Below are 17,926 nucleotides of genomic sequence, written 5' to 3' on the forward strand. Positions count from 1 at the left end.
AAAACACTATAACGCAAAGACGAATATGACGTGGAAAGAAGAATGACGGGAAAAGGAGGAATATGGCGCGACGATTGCCGCGCCGTTAGCATCAAAAACTGGCGTTTACGCCAACATAAGGGCCGTCAGCAATCGCATTATCGCGGTTGCCGTCTTTACCCGCCAGGTTCAGGTAACGATAACCGGCTTCAATGCTCAGCGGGCGCATAATGGTGAAACGCGCGCCTGCATTCGCTTCTTCATAACTGTCGATACCGCTGGACAGCGAATCTGGTGAATAATAATACTCGCCGAACAGACGGAAGCTGTTGCCGATTTTCCATTGTAGCCCACCGCCGACAGCCGCCGCATAGCCTTCATCGCTGTCTTTCGGATTGGTATAAATACCTTTACCGCCGACCGTCGCCAGCAGCGGTCCCACCGGAATGTTCAGCCCCAGACCAACGCCCGCAGCGTCGCCATCATCATCGTTGTGCATCCAGTTGCCGCTTAGCGCCAGTCCCGTCGATTCCGTACCAAAACCCACGCCAATGTTGGTGTAATCTTCGCCCGCCTGGCCGCTAATACTGATGGCCTGCGCCGATGCAGAAACGAACAGCATTCCGGCAAAACCTAATAATATGCTTTTTTTCATTTTTACCCTTTCCAGCAAGCACATAAAGAAAAACTCCCCAAAACGGCAGAATTGTACTGCCAGACGCTGAGGAATCAATGCACTAAGAAACCATTCCAAAAACATATTGTAACGAAATACTACTTTCGCCATGCCGCATCATTGCGCCATCACATGGCGACGCCTGCATCAACTGGATTAACAAAAAACGCAGTCTGCGTTATCACTTCCATTTTTCACAAAGAATTTCGCAGAACGATTTGTTAAGCTGATGACCTGGTGGTTTAAGGAAGCGACTTATGCGTCAACGAACTATAGTTTGCCCATTAATTCAAAATGATGGCTGTTATCTGCTGTGCAAAATGGCCGACAACCGCGGCGTCTTTCCCGGTCAGTGGGCGCTGTCGGGCGGCGGGGTCGAGCCAGGCGAACGTATTGAAGAGGCGCTGCGTCGGGAGATTCGGGAGGAACTCGGCGAGCAGCTGATTCTGAGCGATATTACGCCGTGGACCTTCCGCGACGATATCCGCGTTAAAACGTACGCTGATGGCAGACAAGAAGAGATTTATATGATTTATCTCATCTTCGACTGTGTTTCCGCTAATCGCGATATATGTATTAACGACGAATTTCAGGACTACGCCTGGGTCAAGCCAGAAGAACTGGCGCTGTATGATTTGAATGTAGCGACACGCCACACATTAGCATTGAAAGGGTTATTATAATGACGACAGCCGCTTCAGGCTGTCTTTACGCTTTTAACATGCGGCTAGCCGGGAACAAATTCACCATCTAAAAAGAGTTTTCCGTTTTCCGCATGCATAACGAGCGCATTAAGATAGTCCGGATCAAACTTTACGCCGCGCTTATTTTTTGCAATATACGTCAAACAATGATTATGGGTAAAAATGACTATATTTTTATTCTGCGACTTTTTCAGTAACGTATTGATTGAAGCATAAATACCGCTGCCGCAATCCATCATTTTTTTATCCACCGTAAGCGACCTGCCTGCGGAAAACCAGGTTGCCGACTGGATGGTACGCACCGTATTACTGGAATAGAGACTGTAATTTTGTATATCGGCACTGAAGGCTTTACCCAGCGCTCTGGCATCTTGCGCACCGTTGACCGTAATCCCCGTACTGTCTGACAGGCAGGTATTATCGGAACGATCGCATCGCTCGGCATGGCGGAATAACACGACTACCGGATGCTGCTTCGCCAGCGCCGCCAGCGCTTTACCGTTAATCTGCGGTAGACCGTTACCACTCCAGGCATGTTGTGAGATCAACCCGGCGATAATAACCAACGCCCCCGCCAGAGTCGCGAGATAGCGTTTGTTTTTAATAAAGCGTAGGGTAAATGCCAGCACATTAACCTCTCAGGCAAACAGTGCAGCTAACTTAATAGCAATACGATTAAAGACGGAAGACCAGACCAGAAACATAAAACAGCTTTTTGACAGGCATAAAGTGCCTTAAACTTTCGGCGAAAGCAAAGCATAATTCCATTAAAAATTATATTTTTACTTCACCTTAATTTCTTAATGTTAATTTAATATTCATCCAGTAGGGTTCAGCTAAATGCGTTAAAAAATAAGCCCTTTTCTATTGCCGAAATATTTGAAAAGCGGCGTTCAATGGCTGAAGGAAAAATGATGTCGGACTTTTTGCCTTTCTCTCGTCCGGCGATGGGCGCGGAAGAGCTCGCTGCCGTTAAGACCGTACTGGACTCAGGTTGGATAACAACCGGCCCGAAAAATCAGGAACTGGAAGCGGAGTTTTGTCGGCTAACAGGCAATCAATATGCCGTTGCCGTCAGTTCAGCCACTGCCGGTATGCACATCGCGTTGATGGCGCTGGGCATTGGTGAAGGCGACGAGGTCATTACACCGTCAATGACGTGGGTTTCTACGCTAAATATAATCGTTTTACTCGGCGCGACCCCCGTCATGGTCGATGTCGATCGCGATACGCTGATGGTCACGCCTGAACATATCGAAGCCGCGATTACGCCACAAACCAAAGCAATTATTCCCGTCCACTACGCTGGCGCGCCCGCCGATCTGGACGCTATTTACGCTCCTGCCGAGCGTTATGGCATCCCGGTGATTGAAGACGCGGCGCACGCGACAGGAACCAGCTACAAAGGTCGCCACATTGGCGCCCGGGGCACCGCGATTTTCTCCTTCCACGCCATTAAGAACATTACCTGCGCTGAAGGCGGTATCGTTGTCACGGATAACCCGCAATTCGCCGATAAACTGCGCAGTCTCAAGTTTCACGGGCTTGGCGTTGATGCCTGGGATCGACAGAGCGGTGGACGCGCGCCACAAGCGGAAGTCCTGGCGCCGGGCTACAAATATAATTTGCCCGACCTCAACGCCGCTATCGCGCTTGCTCAGTTACAGAAACTGGATGCGCTTAACGCTCGCCGCGCCGCCATCGCAGCGCAGTACCACCAGGCAATGGCAGACCTGCCTTTTCAGCCTCTGAGCCTTCCGTCGTGGGAGCATATTCACGCCTGGCATTTATTCATTATCCGGGTCGATGAAGCCCGCTGCGGTATTACCCGGGATGCTCTGATGGCATCGCTGAAAACGAAAGGCATCGGCACAGGGCTGCATTTCCGCGCCGCGCATACGCAAAAATATTATCGCGAACGTTTCCCAACGCTCACGCTGCCTGACACCGAGTGGAACAGCGAGCGGATCTGCTCACTGCCGCTCTTTCCGGACATGACCGAGAGTGACTTTGATCGGGTCATTACCGCCCTTCATCAGATAGCAGGACAATAAGCATGTTTGACGCCGCCCCCATAAAAAAAGTCTCGGTAGTTATTCCTGTCTATAACGAACAGGAAAGCCTGCCGGAATTGATAAGACGCACCACCGCCGCCTGCGAGAGTCTGGGCAAAGCGTGGGAGATTTTATTGATAGATGATGGTAGCAACGATAGCTCGGCGGAGCTGATGGTTAAGGCGTCCCAGGAGGTCGGTAGCCATATCATCTCTATTTTACTCAACCGTAACTACGGTCAACATGCAGCGATTATGGCGGGGTTTAGCCATGTAAGCGGCGATCTTATCATTACGCTGGATGCCGATCTGCAAAACCCGCCGGAAGAGATCCCGCGCCTGGTGGCGAAAGCCGATGAAGGGTTCGATGTGGTAGGCACCGTGCGCCAGAACCGACAGGACAGCCTGTTTCGCAAATCGGCGTCAAAAATCATTAATCTACTGATCCAGCGCACAACGGGCAAAGCGATGGGCGATTACGGCTGCATGTTACGCGCCTATCGCCGCCCTATTATCGATACTATGTTGCGCTGCCATGAACGCAGCACCTTTATCCCTATTCTGGCCAACATTTTCGCTCGTCGGGCTACCGAGATCCCGGTACATCACGCTGAACGTGAATTTGGCGACTCTAAATACAGTTTTATGCGTCTCATTAACCTGATGTATGACCTGGTGACCTGCCTGACGACGACGCCGCTGCGCCTGTTGAGTCTGCTGGGCAGCGTTATCGCCATCGGCGGGTTTAGCCTGTCGGTATTGCTTATTGTACTTCGCCTGGCGCTGGGGCCGCAGTGGGCGGCGGAAGGCGTATTTATGCTCTTTGCCGTTCTGTTTACCTTCATCGGCGCGCAATTCATCGGTATGGGACTGCTGGGCGAATACATCGGTCGCATTTATAACGATGTCCGCGCCCGCCCCCGCTATTTTGTTCAACAAGTTATCTACCCGGAAAGCACGCCGTTTACTGAGGAAAGTCACCAATGAAAGCCGTTATTTTTGCCTATCACGATATGGGATGTCAGGGCGTGCAGGCCGTACTGGATGCCGGGTATGAGATTGCCGCGATTTTCACTCATGCCGACAATCCTGCGGAAAACACCTTTTTTGGCTCCGTCTCCCGGCTGGCGGCAGGATTAGGGATTCCGGTTTATGCGCCGGATAACGTAAATCATCCTATCTGGGTCGACCGCATCGCTGAGCTTGCGCCGGATATTATTTTTTCGTTCTATTACCGCAACCTGTTAAGCGAAGAAATTCTGCACCTCGCCCCGGCTGGCGCATTCAATCTGCACGGTTCTCTATTACCTGCCTATCGTGGCCGTGCGCCGCTAAACTGGGTTCTGGTTAACGGCGAAAGCGAAACGGGCGTAACGCTGCATCGTATGGTCAAACGTGCCGACGCCGGAGAGATTGTCGCCAGTCAACGCGTCGCTATTGCGCAGGACGATGTTGCGCTTACCTTGCATCATAAGCTATGTCAGGCCGCGCGCCAGTTGCTTAATAGCATCCTGCCCACCATGAAATGCGGCGATATACCTTCTGTTCCCCAGCGTGAGTCTGACGCTACGTATTATGGTCGCCGCAGGCCGGAAGATGGCCTTATCGACTGGCACAAACCGGTCTCCACGGTGCATAACCTGGTGCGGGCGGTAGCCGCCCCCTGGCCCGGCGCGTTCAGCTATAACGGCTCGCAAAAATTCACTATCTGGTCTTCCCGAATTTGTCCGGATGCGCAGGGCGCGCTTCCCGGCTCGGTAATTTCGGTCTCTCCGCTGCGGGTCGCCTGCGCCGATGGCGCGCTGGAGATTATTACCGGCCAGGCCGGAGACGGTATTACTGTACAGGGCTCGCAGCTTGCACAAACGCTTGGTCTGGTGGCGGGCGCGCGTTTGAACCGTCCACCAGCGACCAGCGGTAAACGTCGCATTCGCGTTCTCATCCTCGGCGTCAACGGTTTTATCGGCAATCATTTGACCGAACGGTTACTGAATGAAGAGAATTACGAGGTCTACGGTATGGATATCGGCAGCAACGCCATTAGCCGATTCCTGCTCCACCCTCGCTTTCATTTCGTGGAGGGAGATATCAGCATCCACTCAGAATGGATCGAATATCATGTCAAAAAATGCGATGTCGTACTGCCGCTGGTAGCAATTGCTACCCCGATTGAATACACCCGCAACCCGCTGCGCGTCTTTGAACTTGATTTTGAAGAAAATCTGCGGATTATCCGTTATTGCGTGAAATACCGTAAACGCGTGGTTTTCCCCTCTACCTCTGAAGTGTACGGCATGTGTACGGACGCCTCTTTTGACGAGGACAAATCGAATCTGATCGTCGGGCCGGTGAATAAGCCACGCTGGATTTACTCCGTTTCCAAACAGCTTCTCGACCGGGTGATTTGGGCTTATGGCGAAAAAGAGGGATTGCGCTTCACGCTTTTCCGTCCCTTTAACTGGATGGGGCCGCGGCTGGATAGCCTGAACGCGGCGCGTATCGGCAGTTCACGCGCGATAACGCAGTTGATTCTGAACCTGGTAGAAGGGACGCCGATCAAGCTTATCGACGGCGGTCAGCAGAAGCGCTGTTTCACCGATATTCGTGACGGGATCGAAGCCTTATTCCGCATTATTGTGAATGATGGCGATCGGTGCGATGGCAAAATCATTAATATCGGCAACCCTGACAACGAAGCCAGTATTCAGGAACTGGCGACGCTGTTGCTCGACAGTTTTGATAAGCATCCGCTGCGCTGCCATTTCCCACCGTTTGCCGGTTTCCAGGTCGTCGAAAGCCGTAGTTATTACGGCAAGGGTTATCAGGATGTCGCACACCGGAAACCCAGTATCGACAATGCCAGGCGCTGTCTGGGCTGGGAACCGTCTATTGCGATGCGGGATACGGTTGAAGAAACGCTGGACTTCTTTTTGCGCAGCGTAGATATCGCGGAACGCGCATCATGACGAAAGTCGGTTTACGCATTGATGTTGATACCTTGCGAGGAACGCGTGAAGGTGTTCCCCGGCTGCTGGCGACATTGCATCGCCACGGCGTTCAGGCCAGCTTTTTCTTCAGCGTCGGGCCGGACAATATGGGACGTCATCTTTGGCGTCTGATAAGACCGCGATTTTTATGGAAAATGCTACGTTCAAACGCCGCTTCGCTCTACGGCTGGGATATCCTGCTGGCCGGTACCGCCTGGCCGGGAAAAAATATCGGCAACGCCAATGCCGGGATCATTCGTGAAACGGCAACATACCATGAGACGGGACTACATGCCTGGGATCACCATGCGTGGCAGACTCACAGCGGCCACTGGAGTATCCGCCAGCTTGAAGAAGATATTGCGCGCGGCATAACGGCGCTTGAGGCCATTATCGGAAAACCCGTCACCTGCTCAGCCGCGGCCGGCTGGCGAGCGGATGGGCGCGTTGTTCGTGCGAAAGAGCCGTTCAACCTGCGGTATAACAGCGATTGCCGTGGAACCACCTTATTCCGTCCGCTACTGATGCCGGGCCAGACAGGGACGCCGCAAATCCCCGTTACCTTACCCACGTGGGATGAGGTTATCGGCCCCGCCGTTCAGGCGCAGTCGTTCAATACCTGGATTATCTCCCGTATGTTGCAGGACAAAGGCACGCCGGTATATACCATCCACGCGGAAGTCGAAGGTATTGTCCATCAGCCGCTGTTTGAAGATTTGCTCGTTCGTGCACGCGACGCGGGGATCACCTTTTGTCCTCTGGGCGAACTGCTGCCGACATCGCCTGAGTCTCTGCCGTTGGGGCAAATTGTACGTGGACACATCCCTGGCCGTGAAGGTTGGCTGGGGTGTCAACAGGCCGCGAGCGCCTCATGATGAAATCGATACGCTATTATCTGGCTTTCGCCGCGTTTATCGCGCTCTACTATGTTATTCCTGTCAATAGCCGTCTGCTCTGGCAGCCGGATGAAACGCGCTATGCCGAAATAAGTCGGGAGATGCTGGCGTCTGGCGACTGGATCGTGCCGCATTTTCTGGGATTACGTTATTTTGAAAAACCGATAGCCGGTTACTGGATAAACAGTCTGGGTCAGTGGCTTTTTGGCGCTACCAATTTTGGCGTGCGGGCTGGCGCTATTTTAACGACATTGCTGGCCGCAGCGCTGGTGGCGTGGCTGACGTTCCGCTTATGGCGGGATAAACGTACCGCGTTGCTCGCCTCCGTTATCTTTCTCTCCCTCTTTGCCGTTTACAGTATCGGGACGTATGCGGTACTCGACCCGATGATCGCGCTTTGGCTTACGGCCGGGATGTGTTGTTTCTGGCAGGGGATGCAGGCCACGACCCGAACGGGCAAGATTGGGATGTTTTTGCTACTGGGCGCAACCTGCGGTCTGGGTGTATTAACTAAAGGCTTCCTCGCCCTGGCCGTACCGGTAGTGAGCGTGCTGCCGTGGGTCATTGTCCAGAAACGCTGGAAGGACTTTTTGCTATACGGCTGGCTGGCGGTCTTGAGCTGCTTTGTGGTTGTCCTTCCCTGGGCGATCGCCATTGCGCGACGCGAAGCCGATTTCTGGCATTACTTTTTCTGGGTGGAGCATATCCAGCGATTCGCCATGAGCGATGCCCAGCATAAAGCCCCTTTCTGGTACTATCTGCCGGTACTGCTCGCGGGAAGTTTACCGTGGCTGGGGTTACTGCCTGGCGCGCTTAAACTGGGCTGGCGCGAGCGAAACGGCGCATTCTATTTGCTCGGATGGACGATCATGCCGCTTCTCTTTTTCAGCATTGCGAAAGGGAAACTGCCCACCTATGTTCTTTCCTGTTTCGCACCAATAGCGATACTCATGGCGCGCTTTGTCCTGCATAACGTAAAAGAAGGCGTCGCCGCGCTACGTGTCAACGGCGGGATCAACCTGGTGTTCGGGTTAGTCGGGATCGTCGCGGCGTTTGTCGTCTCCTCATGGGGCCCGCTGAAATCGCCGGTGTGGACACATATCGAAACCTATAAAGTGTTTTGCGTCTGGGGCGTCTTTACTGTTTGGGCGTTTGTGGGCTGGTATAGCCTCTGTCATAGCCAAAAATACCTATTACCCGCGTTTTGTCCGCTGGGACTGGCGCTGCTGTTCGGCTTTTCCATCCCCGACAGGGTGATGGAGTCCAAACAGCCACAGTTTTTTGTCGAAATGACCCAGGCGCCTTTGGCATCAAGCCGCTATATTCTTGCCGACAACGTCGGCGTCGCCGCCGGGCTGGCCTGGAGTCTGAAACGAGACGATATTATGCTCTACGGACACGCGGGCGAACTCAGGTATGGTCTTAGCTATCCTGATGTGCAGGATAAATTCGTTAAAGCCGACGATTTTAACGCCTGGCTCAACCAGCATCGTCAGGAGGGCATTATTACGCTAGTACTTTCAATAGCCAAAGATGAAGACATCAGCGCTCTTTCCCTTCCCCCTGCGGACAATATTGATTATCAGGGGCGTCTGGTGTTAATTCAGTATCGGCCTAAATGATCGGCGTCGTTCTGGTGCTTGCCAGTCTGCTCAGCGTTGGCGGTCAGCTCTGCCAGAAGCAAGCGACACGGCCATTGACGACAGGCGGACGCCGCCGCCACCTGATGCTATGGCTGGGCCTGGCGCTGGTATGCATGGGTGCAGCGATGGTGCTGTGGCTGCTGGTGCTACAAACCCTGCCGGTGGGAATTGCTTACCCGATGTTGAGTCTGAATTTTGTCTGGATCACGTTAGCGGCATGGAAAATCTGGCATGAACAGGTTCCGCCCCGCCACTGGTTGGGCGTCGCATTGATTATCAGCGGCATTATCATTCTGGGGAGTGCGGCATAATGGGCGTAATGTGGGGACTGATAAGCGTTGCGATTGCCTCCCTCGCCCAGTTGAGTTTAGGATTCGCCATGATGCGGCTGCCATCGATAGCGCATCCGCTGGCGTTTATTTCCGGACTGGGCGCATTTAATGCCGCGACCCTGGCGCTATTCGCCGGTTTGGCGGGGTATCTGGTTTCCGTCTTCTGCTGGCATAAGACATTACACACGCTCGCGCTCAGCAAAGCCTATGCGCTGCTGAGTCTCAGCTATGTGCTTGTCTGGGTAGCCTCAATGCTGTTACCCGGTTTGCAAGGCGCTTTCAGCCTGAAAGCGATGCTCGGCGTATTGTGTATTATGGCGGGGGTAATGCTGATTTTTCTGCCCGCCAGATCATGAAGGCTTGCGCGTCAACCGCTGCCATTCGTCGCAGGAATAACAGCGTGCATCAACGATTTTTAAGGTCTGGTGTTTTTCCCGATTAATACAATACTGCGCATCCTGTAAAGGCGACAGGATATCGCCGGGACTCAGTAATATCATGGAATTCGCCTCGGCGATCATTTTTAGCGAACCGCCGCTATCGCACAGCACCAGAACATGGCACGCCCTCTTTTTGACATAATGCGATTTCTTAACCAACCATTCCATAGCGCCCCCGTTTCACGCTTATTGTTCATAACACGTTACACATCAACGGATAAACAAAACGGCAATAGCGATGGAATGGTTGTATATTAACCTAACATTAATTTTTACAGTTCTCACACACCCACTGCTGGAGCGCACGGCGAGATATTTTAATCCCTCCGTTTTTCAGTTCTGAAGGCAACGTCAACCAGCGAACCGGCTGCTGAAAACGCGCCAGCTTATCGCGAACCCATTCAGCGAGGTTCACGTCTCCGGCCTGCGATGCATACTCCACAACCGCAACGGGACGATGACCAAACTCTTTATCTTCTACCGGCACGACGAAGGCTTGTTGCACCAGCGGATGCGCGTTAATAACGCGTTCGACTTCCTCCGGCTGAATGCCTTCGCCGCCGCTAAAGAACAGGTTGTCCAGCCGCCCGGCGATGGTTAGCCTGCCGTGGTTCAGCTCGCCGCGATCGCGCGTGGCAAACCAACCCTCGTCATTAACCAGCGGGATCAGTTTGCCATCACGCCAGTAACCTTCCGCCATACTGGCGGCGCGCAGCCAGACTTCATTATCGACGATTCTGATCTCTCTGCAGGGAAGCGGCGCGCCCACATCATCCGAACCATCGGCCTCTTTGGCGCATACCGTAGACGCGAACTCCGTGAGCCCATACCCGCACCAGCAGCGAATCCCTTGTTTGCTGGCCTGGTCGGTGAGTTCAACCGGAATCACCGCGCCGCCGAGCAAAACGGCTTTCAGCGTCACCGCCGCCCGATTCGCCAGCAGCCGCCATAGCTGCGTCGGCACCAGCGAAGCATGAGTACACCCTGCCAGCATCTGCTCCAGCGGTTGCTTATCGCGTACCGTCATGCGCGCCCCGGCGAAGAGCCAACGCCACATAATACCCTGCCCGGATACATGAAACAGCGGCAGCGATAGCAGCCAGTCATCCTGAGGGCCAAACGGCATTAGCGAAAGCACCCCCTGCGCGCTGGCAAGATGCGCCTGGCACGTATGTACAGCCGCTTTTGGCAATCCTGTGGAACCCGATGTCAGCGTCATAGAAACCAGACGCTGCGGTTGCCAGGCCACGGCATACGCCGCTGTGCTCTTTTGTATCTGCAACGCGGTTAACCCGGAAAATACGTTTTCGCCTTCCAGTGTCAGCGCAAAACGCAGCGTTAACTCCGGTAACAGCGCCTCCAGCAACGTCTGGGGCAACTGCGGGTTGACGGGCAGAACCCGCGCGCCGCACTGCATCAGCGCAAGCCATGCCAACAGAGTGCGCGGCTGATTCCCGGCGCGCAGCAGGACACCGTCGCCCTCCCGTACGCCCTGCGCGGCAAACCCATCCGCCAGCGCATCAATACGCTCACAGAGGGCGCGCCAGCTTAGCACTTCATCGTTCAGGCGCAGAGCGGGCGCCTGACTGCGAACCTGACGCCAGTGGCGCCACGGCCAGTCCGTGAATGTCATAACAGTCGTTCCAGCTCATCACGCTTCAGACAAGGCGACGCGCTACCGGGCCAGGGGCGAACCTGTTGCGCCTGCATCAGATGCAAGGTATCCAGTCCAGGCAGCGTTCCCGGCGTCAACCAGGCGGCAATCCGCGCCAGTTGCGTCAGGCCGAGGCTGGACTCGATCGAAGAGCTGATGACCGCCGTCAGTCCCAACGCATGGGCGGCCGCGACGTGCTCACGCACTTTATCAAGCGATCCGGTCAGCGTAGGTTTGATAACCACAGCCTTGACGCCCTCTTCGGCTTCAAAGGTGAAATCCGCTTCGCGCAGACTTTCGTCCCAGGCAATCGCGATGCCGGTTTCACGGGCAAAGGCGCGGGAATCATCCCGCGTCTTACACGGTTCTTCGAGAAAGGCGATACGAGCGCGGTAGTCTGGATTAACATACTTTGCGAACTGTTGGGCTTTTAGCGGCGTCCAGGCGCGATTTGCATCCAGACGCAGATGCAGATCCGGGATCGCCTCCAGCAGCAAATTAACCACCATGCCGTCACGTACCGCTTCATAGAGACCCACTTTGACCTTAGCGATTTTCTCGCCGGGCATATCGGCAAGCCGTAGCACCAAATCGTCAGGATCGCCAGTGCATAACGGCGCAGCGCGATAGTCCGCCGCCTCCGGCAAGACGCCAGTCAGTTCCGCCAGCGCGCAGCTTGCGCCAAACGCGACCGAAGGCATCTCCGGTAATCCCTCGCTCCCCAGAAGCCAGTCGTTCACCCATGTTAGTAGCGCCGTCTGCGCCTCTTCCCACGTTTCCTGACTGAAGCCCGGCAGCGGGGAGATCTCTCCCCACCCTTCACGCTCGCCGTCACGCAGACAAACATACAGCCCGTCGCGAGTTTTTAACCGCCTGTCGCGCAGAACCACCCCCGCGTCCATGGGGATCTGCCAGCGGTATACCTGCGCGCTACGCATTATGGGTTCCGTTTGAATTTGCTGAAGTCAGGCTGACGCTTCTGGTTAAAGGCGTTACGGCCTTCCTGCCCTTCTTCCGTCATGTAGAACAGCATGGTAGCGTTGCCCGCCAGCTCCTGCAGCCCGGCCTGACCGTCACAATCGGCATTCAGCGCGGCTTTCAGGCAACGCAGCGCCATCGGACTGTTTTGCAACATTTCGCGGCACCAGCGCACGGTCTCTTTTTCCAGATCCGCCAGCGGAACAACGGTGTTAACCAGCCCCATGTCCAGCGCCTGTTGCGCATCGTACTGGCGGCACAGGAACCAGATTTCACGCGCTTTCTTCTGACCAACGATACGCGCCATATACGAAGCGCCCCAGCCGCCGTCAAAGGAGCCGACTTTCGGACCGGTCTGGCCGAAGATGGCGTTTTCCGCCGCGATGGTCAGGTCGCACATCATGTGCAGCACATGACCACCGCCGATGGAGTAACCCGCGACCATCGCGACAACCGGTTTTGGACAGGTGCGAATCTGGCGCTGGAAATCCAGCACGTTCAGGTGATGCACGCCGGAGTCATCCTGATAACCGCCGTAATCGCCGCGCACCTTCTGGTCGCCGCCCGCGCAAAATGCTTTATCGCCTTCGCCGGTCAGAATAATCACGCCCACGTTGTCGTCGTAACGGGCATCCGCCAGCGCCTGAATCATCTCTTTGACGGTCAACGGACGAAATGCATTGCGCACCTGCGGACGATTAATGGTGATTTTTGCAATACCGTCGGTGGATTTTTCATAACGAATGTCGGTGTAACCCTCCGAGCAGTCGTGCCATTCTACCGGTGCGTAAAGCATTGTTTCATCAGGATAGATCATAGTGTGTCCTTTAGTCAGAGACGCAGAATCTGAGCCAGACTGTCTACCACGCCAGCGGGGTTTTCCCGATGCGCGTTGTGTCCGGCGTTACGAATAACATGGCATGTCGCCGCCACTTCCTGCGCCAGGGCGCGGAATTTGCTGTCGCGTTCGCCACATAAATAATAAAACGGAAATGCCAGCGCGTTGAGCGCCTCGCGTAAATCCGGCTGGGCGGCAAGCGATGTCGCCTCCAGCATCGCAGCCAGCGTTTCGCCGTTATTCTGGCTACGCAGCACCGTCAGCGCCTGCCTTTGCTGCGCCGTCAGCGAGGCGAACACCGGCTGCTGATACCAGTCGTGAAAAACCTCAGTCAGGGGTTCACGACGAAAACGCTCTGCCCAGCGCCCGTCGGACAATCGTCTTTCAGCGCGCGCCTGTTCATTTTGCAGCCCCGGATGACCGCCTTCGACCACCAGGCCGCACAGGCCTGGTATTCCCTGGCAGGCTGCCATCATCGCCACCCGGCCGCCAAGAGAGTATCCCACCAACCAAAACTTTAGTATGTTGTAACTAATTAACGTAGCGCGCAGTAATCTGATGACATCGGCAAATCCGCCGACCGGAATAGCCGCAGATCCGCCATGTCCCGGTAAGTCAATATAGAGCCGCGAACAGCCGTGAAACTGTTCGCCAACCGGCTGCCATTCACGGCAATCGCCAGAAAAACCGTGCAGGAAAACCAGCGAGGGCGCCCCAGGCTGTCCGGGCATGTGCTGCGCGTGCAACATCATAGATGGCTTACCTGAGCCAAAAGTTGCTGCAACGTCTGCGCGCCGTCCGTATCGTTTACCACCAGCTCAATCACCGTCGTCGCCGGGGTTCGCCACGCGCCAGCCAGCGCAGACTCCAGTTCTTCCCAGTTTTCCGGGCGATGATAGCGCAGGTTAAACATGGCGGCCGCATGGTCAAAATGGACGTTTTGCGGCATCAAATAAAAGCGCTCACGTTTGCTTTGCGGCGTCGGCAGCAGGGAAAAGATCTGCCCGCCGTTATTGTTGACCACAATCAACACAAACGGCGCGGATACCTGACGTAGTAATGCCAGCGCGTTAAGATCGTACAGCGCGGATAAATCGCCGACGATAGCCAGCGTCGATTTGGCGCTGGCGCGCTGCACGCCCGCCGCCGTGGAAAGCAGGCCGTCAATGCCGCTTGCCCCGCGATTGCTGTATACCGGATAGCCGGCCGGCAACTGTGACAGCGCGTCGATCAGACGTACCACCAGACTATTGCCCACGAACAATTGCCCCTGCTCCGGCAGATAGTCGCGGATACGGTGCGCCAGCTGCGCTTCGCCAAAGGTGTCTCGCTGCGCAACCACCCGTTGCCACGCCAGTTCCGCCAGACGCGGGATCTTTACACACCACGGTTTACGTTTTTCCGCCGGATGCAGTTCCAGCCAGTCGGCGATTTTCGCTACCAGTCTGCGTCCACGATGGTGCGCCGGGTCCAGACGACCTTCAATATTGTCGATTACCCAGTACTCTTCCGGCTCGCAGGTTGCCTGCCATTGCAGTAAGCGTTTTCCGGTAAGGCTACTGCCAAGCTGGACGACAATCTGCGCCTGCTGCAGTTCGGTCACCGCTTTGGCGTTGCCGAGCCACAGGTCGGCGCACGGCAGCGGCTGCCCGGTTTGCGACAATACGTCGCCAATTAATGGCCATCCCAGAGTTTGCGCCCACTGCGCCACTTTTTTGCCTTCTTCCGCGCTCATACGCCCGGCGACGACGACGCCGCGTTTTTGTCGCCAGAAGAACCAGTCGCGCTGTTTGTCGCTTTCCAGTCGACGCGCTTCGCGCAGCCAGGGTTTTTCATCCTGCCACCAGTCGCCGAGACGCTGCAGCCAGACCAGACCGGTGTCATTCATATCGCCATACAGCGGTTCGGCAAAAGGACAGTTAATGTGCAGCGCGCCCGCATGAAGCATGGCGAGCGCATTGTCGATGGTCGACACCAGCCAGCGCGCCGGAATATCCTGCGTGGGACGCGGCAACGACAGCGTTTGGGAGGGGTGTGAGGCAAACATCCCCGCCTGACGGATCGCCTGGTTGGCGCCGCAGTCAATCAGCTCCGGCGGGCGATCGGCGGTAAGTAAAATGAGCTTCTCGCCCGTCAGACCCGCCTCAATCAGCGCCGGATAAAGGTTCGCCACGGCGGTACCTGAAGTGACAATAACGGCAACCGGCTGTTGGCTGACTTTCGCCAGCCCTAACGCCAGATGACCAAGCCCACGCTCATCAAAGTGCGTATGGTGAATAAAAGCAGGATTCTCTGCCGCCGCCAACGTGAGCGGCGTGGAACGGGAGCCAGGGGCGATACAAACATGCCTGACGCCATGACGGGTTAAGGCTTCCAGGATGACCGCCGCCCAGCGCCGGTTAAATGCACTTACTGACATGAGTTTGTCCGGTATCAATCATTGGGACTAAGTATAAAGAGCCGCAAAAATGGATTATTGATATGGGTCGGGAATATGTGACTCATTACACATCCATCTGCAATAAGGTACGTAACCCGGCCGCTTTATTATCTATTTCCTGCCATTCCTGTTCCGGATCGGAGCCGCGGACGATTCCCGCGCCGGCATACAATCGCACCACATTGGCCGTCACTTTGGCTGAACGTAATGTCACGCAAAACTCACTTTGCCGCGTGGAGAGATAGCCTGCCGACCCGGCATACCATTCACGTTCGAACGGCTCATGTTGTTCTATAAAACAACGCGCGGGTTCACGAGGGATCCCGGCGACCGCCGCGGTAGGCTGTAACTGGTGCAGGCAGAGCGTGTCGTCCGCCTGATTAAGCGCCGTCCAGATACAGCGGCGCAAATGCTGTACCTTGCGCAGTCTGAGCACCTGCGGCGGCAGCACATCCAGCGAGTGGGTGCAATTTTGCAGTCGCTGGCAGATGTCTTCGACAACCAGCATATTTTCTCGCTGGTTTTTATCGTCTTTCATTAACCATTCGCCAAGCTGCCAGGCTTTATGGTTATCCGGATGGTTCGCCACCGTCCCGGCCAGCGCTTCGGTACGTAGCGCCGTTTCACGCCGCCGCCAGAGCCGCTCCGGCGATGATCCCAGAAAGGCGGTATCGGCGGAAAAGGCCATAAAAAAGTGGTAGCAGTTGAGATTTAAACGACGACTGGACGCCATCATCGCGGCGGCATTGACCGAACGGGAGAATTTTAAGTCGGTGGCCCGCGCCAGCACAACTTTATCAAACGCCTCTTGCGCAATGGTGTGGGTGGCCTGCTGAATCAACTTCACCCAACCGTCTTTGTCCGGCCAGTGCTGCTCGCTCGTGAGCGAAAGGCGCAGCGCCGGAACAGGCTTAATACCGACCAGAGAAGCAAGAAACGCTTTCGCCTGGCGCGCATCATCGCGTAGCGAAACGTCACTGTGCAGATGTAAGCGTAAGGTCGCCGTACCCCCGCTACGTCGCCACTCCAGCCTCGGCAGCAATAAGTAGCCCTCTTTCGGCTCGAACGCATTCAGACCCCAAATACGCAGGTCAGGCTGCGCGTGCTGACGTAAAAACCGTTGCGCCAGATCGAGCGATGAAAAGACGGTGATTGCCCCGAGAACGGCAGCTTCTTCGTCGCCATTGCGCTGTTGCCAGTAGAATTGCGGAAAGGATGACTGGCTGGCCAGCCAGCTCAATGCATCGAAGGCATCGTTTAAAGGGAAAGGCGCATCGAAAACGCAAAGCCCTGGCGTCGCCGGTATCTCTTGCGATAGCTGACGCGTCAGATTTTCCAGCGCAGTAGTAATAGAATGCACGCGGACCCTCCCTGTTAAAAACCCCACATTATACGGGGTACTGCCCTAAAAAAGCAGTACCTCATTTAGGGAGGGTTGCAATTCTGTTCAGTGGGAGGGATTTAGCGCCGCGCCAACAGCAGTCCAAGTACCAGTCCTACCGCCGCGCCTACGCCAATACCCTGCCAGGGTTTTTCATGAACGTAGTCATCCGCTTTATAAACGGCCTGCTTTGCCCGGTAATAATAGCTATCCGACGCATGGCTTACGCGGTTTTTCACCTCTTCCAGCGCTTGTTCCGCGCGGGCTTTCAGCTCAATGTATTTTTGATCGGCGGGATCGCCTGAGGAACGTAAAATCTCTTCCAGCGTTTCGCTGAGCAAAGTCAGATCATCATCAACACGTGATTCACCAAATTGATATGACATTCTCATTCTCCGTTGTGTTAACACCTGCTCCTAACTATAGTCAACGGTTTCGGTTTATGCCTGATGAACCTCCCGCGCCATTCCCCGGTGCGGAATGCCGTCTTCATCATAAACATCGGTGACGGGAATAAAACCGAACTGCGCATAAAAAGATTGCAGATGCGCCTGCGCCCCCAGATATAGCGGCTTATCCGGCCAGTGCCGCCCACAAGATTCCAGCGTTTTCGCCATTAATTGCTGGCCCAGTTTCGCCCCTCGCCAGGCATTGCTGACGATCACCCGGCCAATGACAACCGGGTCTGATTCGTTATCGCTTTTCAGAATCCTCGCATACGCCACCAGCTCATCCTGATGCCAGCCCAGAATATGCCGATTGTCACCGACTAAATCATCGCCATCCACATCCAGGTAAGGACAGCGCTGTTCTACCACAAAGACCGCGCAGCGCAATTTGAGTAACGCGTAAAGTTGAGGAACGGTAAGTTCGCTATGGTGGAGATCCTGCCAGTCAATCATGATGCGCTCCTGTGTTGTGGTAA

General features: G+C 55.1%; 19 protein-coding genes. 8 read left to right on the top strand and 11 right to left on the bottom strand.

Features of this window, described 5'->3' with window-relative positions; translation table 11 throughout:
• Positions 1-91: 91 nt before the first annotated feature.
• On the bottom strand, positions 92-634 hold the full coding sequence (locus ACLD4K_RS05015; RefSeq protein ID WP_001670658.1) for a YfaZ family protein: 543 nt from the start codon (positions 632-634) through the stop codon (positions 92-94).
• A 278-nt stretch (positions 635-912) separates the two neighbouring features.
• On the opposite strand from ACLD4K_RS05015, the gene nudI reads away from it, so the two are divergent.
• Positions 913-1,338, top strand: coding sequence for a nucleoside triphosphatase NudI (gene nudI, locus ACLD4K_RS05020; RefSeq protein WP_001249902.1), 426 nt, complete (start codon positions 913-915; stop codon positions 1,336-1,338).
• Positions 1,339-1,382: 44 nt separating this feature from the next.
• Here the strand turns inward: nudI and pmrG are convergent, their stop codons facing one another.
• A complete protein-coding gene (gene pmrG / locus ACLD4K_RS05025; RefSeq protein ID WP_411011481.1) occupies positions 1,383-1,988 on the bottom strand; it encodes a lipopolysaccharide core heptose(II)-phosphate phosphatase PmrG in 606 nt (201 codons plus the stop codon).
• Positions 1,989-2,273: 285 nt separating this feature from the next.
• On the opposite strand from pmrG, the gene arnB reads away from it, so the two are divergent.
• From arnB to arnF, 7 genes are read left to right on the top strand one after another with little or no spacing between them, the layout of a single operon-like run.
• Entirely contained in the window at positions 2,274-3,413 is a 1,140-nt protein-coding gene (gene arnB / locus ACLD4K_RS05030) for a UDP-4-amino-4-deoxy-L-arabinose aminotransferase (protein ID WP_411011513.1), read from the top strand.
• Between the two features lie 2 nt (positions 3,414-3,415).
• Positions 3,416-4,399 carry an undecaprenyl-phosphate 4-deoxy-4-formamido-L-arabinose transferase gene (gene arnC / locus ACLD4K_RS05035; protein WP_411011482.1) on the top strand — a complete coding sequence of 328 codons (984 nt, stop codon included), beginning with the start codon at positions 3,416-3,418 and terminating at the stop codon, positions 4,397-4,399.
• Entirely contained in the window at positions 4,396-6,378 is a 1,983-nt protein-coding gene (gene arnA / locus ACLD4K_RS05040) for a bifunctional UDP-4-amino-4-deoxy-L-arabinose formyltransferase/UDP-glucuronic acid oxidase ArnA (protein ID WP_023240315.1), read from the top strand. Before arnC ends, arnA begins: the two co-directional genes overlap by 4 nt.
• A complete protein-coding gene (arnD, locus tag ACLD4K_RS05045) occupies positions 6,375-7,274 on the top strand; it encodes a 4-deoxy-4-formamido-L-arabinose-phosphoundecaprenol deformylase (protein WP_000169766.1) in 900 nt (299 codons plus the stop codon). Before arnA ends, arnD begins: the two co-directional genes overlap by 4 nt.
• A complete protein-coding gene (arnT, locus tag ACLD4K_RS05050) occupies positions 7,271-8,917 on the top strand; it encodes a lipid IV(A) 4-amino-4-deoxy-L-arabinosyltransferase (protein ID WP_023202373.1) in 1,647 nt (548 codons plus the stop codon). Before arnD ends, arnT begins: the two co-directional genes overlap by 4 nt.
• A complete protein-coding gene (gene arnE, locus ACLD4K_RS05055) occupies positions 8,914-9,249 on the top strand; it encodes a 4-amino-4-deoxy-L-arabinose-phosphoundecaprenol flippase subunit ArnE (protein WP_411011483.1) in 336 nt (111 codons plus the stop codon). The genes arnT and arnE overlap by 4 nt, the downstream gene beginning before the upstream one ends.
• Positions 9,249-9,626, top strand: coding sequence for a 4-amino-4-deoxy-L-arabinose-phosphoundecaprenol flippase subunit ArnF (arnF, locus tag ACLD4K_RS05060; RefSeq protein ID WP_000538692.1), 378 nt, complete (start codon positions 9,249-9,251; stop codon positions 9,624-9,626). Before arnE ends, arnF begins: the two co-directional genes overlap by 1 nt.
• Here the strand turns inward: arnF and pmrD are convergent.
• From pmrD to ACLD4K_RS05105, 9 genes are all read right to left on the bottom strand, one after another.
• Positions 9,621-9,878, bottom strand: coding sequence for a signal transduction protein PmrD (gene pmrD, locus ACLD4K_RS05065; RefSeq protein WP_000455132.1), 258 nt, complete (start codon positions 9,876-9,878; stop codon positions 9,621-9,623). The genes arnF and pmrD overlap by 6 nt on opposite strands.
• A gap of 97 nt (positions 9,879-9,975) precedes the next feature.
• Positions 9,976-11,343 carry an o-succinylbenzoate--CoA ligase gene (gene menE / locus ACLD4K_RS05070; RefSeq protein ID WP_411011484.1) on the bottom strand — a complete coding sequence of 456 codons (1,368 nt, stop codon included), beginning with the start codon at positions 11,341-11,343 and terminating at the stop codon, positions 9,976-9,978.
• The gene (gene menC, locus ACLD4K_RS05075) at positions 11,340-12,302 is read right to left on the bottom strand and encodes an o-succinylbenzoate synthase (RefSeq protein WP_411011485.1); all 963 of its coding nucleotides are present in this window, start codon (positions 12,300-12,302) and stop codon (positions 11,340-11,342) included. Before menC ends, menE begins: the two co-directional genes overlap by 4 nt.
• Positions 12,302-13,159 carry a 1,4-dihydroxy-2-naphthoyl-CoA synthase gene (menB, locus tag ACLD4K_RS05080; protein ID WP_000640013.1) on the bottom strand — a complete coding sequence of 286 codons (858 nt, stop codon included), beginning with the start codon at positions 13,157-13,159 and terminating at the stop codon, positions 12,302-12,304. The genes menC and menB overlap by 1 nt, the downstream gene beginning before the upstream one ends.
• A 14-nt stretch (positions 13,160-13,173) precedes the next feature.
• On the bottom strand, positions 13,174-13,932 hold the full coding sequence (gene menH / locus ACLD4K_RS05085; RefSeq protein WP_219557941.1) for a 2-succinyl-6-hydroxy-2,4-cyclohexadiene-1-carboxylate synthase: 759 nt from the start codon (positions 13,930-13,932) through the stop codon (positions 13,174-13,176).
• A complete protein-coding gene (menD, locus tag ACLD4K_RS05090) occupies positions 13,929-15,599 on the bottom strand; it encodes a 2-succinyl-5-enolpyruvyl-6-hydroxy-3-cyclohexene-1-carboxylic-acid synthase (protein WP_411011486.1) in 1,671 nt (556 codons plus the stop codon). The genes menH and menD overlap by 4 nt, the downstream gene beginning before the upstream one ends.
• 85 nt (positions 15,600-15,684) lie before the next feature.
• The gene (menF, locus tag ACLD4K_RS05095; protein ID WP_079962710.1) at positions 15,685-16,980 is read right to left on the bottom strand and encodes an isochorismate synthase MenF; all 1,296 of its coding nucleotides are present in this window, start codon (positions 16,978-16,980) and stop codon (positions 15,685-15,687) included.
• Positions 16,981-17,081: 101 nt separating this feature from the next.
• The gene (gene elaB, locus ACLD4K_RS05100) at positions 17,082-17,387 is read right to left on the bottom strand and encodes a stress response protein ElaB (protein WP_001519663.1); all 306 of its coding nucleotides are present in this window, start codon (positions 17,385-17,387) and stop codon (positions 17,082-17,084) included.
• A gap of 54 nt (positions 17,388-17,441) precedes the next feature.
• Entirely contained in the window at positions 17,442-17,903 is a 462-nt protein-coding gene (locus ACLD4K_RS05105; protein ID WP_411010747.1) for a GNAT family N-acetyltransferase, read from the bottom strand.
• Between the last annotated feature and the right edge of the window lie 23 nt (positions 17,904-17,926).

The sequence above is a fragment of the Salmonella sp. 741265055_HSA genome, assembly GCF_046569525.1.
GTDB classification, from domain to species: Bacteria; Pseudomonadota; Gammaproteobacteria; order Enterobacterales; family Enterobacteriaceae; genus Salmonella; species Salmonella enterica.

Bases quoted from the DNA above. Each gene is read 5' to 3' on its own strand.
- ACLD4K_RS05015 (WP_001670658.1), bottom strand. From the start codon at position 634: ATGAAAAAAAGCATATTATTAGGTTTTGCCGGAATGCTGTTCGTTTCT.
- nudI (WP_001249902.1), top strand. From the start codon at position 913: ATGCGTCAACGAACTATAGTTTGCCCATTAATTCAAAATGATGGCTGT.
- arnB (WP_411011513.1), top strand. From the start codon at position 2,274: ATGTCGGACTTTTTGCCTTTCTCTCGTCCGGCGATGGGCGCGGAAGAG.
- arnC (WP_411011482.1), top strand. From the start codon at position 3,416: ATGTTTGACGCCGCCCCCATAAAAAAAGTCTCGGTAGTTATTCCTGTC.
- arnA (WP_023240315.1), top strand. From the start codon at position 4,396: ATGAAAGCCGTTATTTTTGCCTATCACGATATGGGATGTCAGGGCGTG.
- arnD (WP_000169766.1), top strand. From the start codon at position 6,375: ATGACGAAAGTCGGTTTACGCATTGATGTTGATACCTTGCGAGGAACG.
- arnT (WP_023202373.1), top strand. From the start codon at position 7,271: ATGATGAAATCGATACGCTATTATCTGGCTTTCGCCGCGTTTATCGCG.
- arnE (WP_411011483.1), top strand. From the start codon at position 8,914: ATGATCGGCGTCGTTCTGGTGCTTGCCAGTCTGCTCAGCGTTGGCGGT.
- arnF (WP_000538692.1), top strand. From the start codon at position 9,249: ATGGGCGTAATGTGGGGACTGATAAGCGTTGCGATTGCCTCCCTCGCC.
- pmrD (WP_000455132.1), bottom strand. From the start codon at position 9,878: ATGGAATGGTTGGTTAAGAAATCGCATTATGTCAAAAAGAGGGCGTGC.
- menE (WP_411011484.1), bottom strand. From the start codon at position 11,343: ATGACATTCACGGACTGGCCGTGGCGCCACTGGCGTCAGGTTCGCAGT.
- menC (WP_411011485.1), bottom strand. From the start codon at position 12,302: ATGCGTAGCGCGCAGGTATACCGCTGGCAGATCCCCATGGACGCGGGG.
- menB (WP_000640013.1), bottom strand. From the start codon at position 13,159: ATGATCTATCCTGATGAAACAATGCTTTACGCACCGGTAGAATGGCAC.
- menH (WP_219557941.1), bottom strand. From the start codon at position 13,932: ATGATGTTGCACGCGCAGCACATGCCCGGACAGCCTGGGGCGCCCTCG.
- menD (WP_411011486.1), bottom strand. From the start codon at position 15,599: ATGTCAGTAAGTGCATTTAACCGGCGCTGGGCGGCGGTCATCCTGGAA.
- elaB (WP_001519663.1), bottom strand. From the start codon at position 17,387: ATGTCATATCAATTTGGTGAATCACGTGTTGATGATGATCTGACTTTG.
- ACLD4K_RS05105 (WP_411010747.1), bottom strand. From the start codon at position 17,903: ATGATTGACTGGCAGGATCTCCACCATAGCGAACTTACCGTTCCTCAA.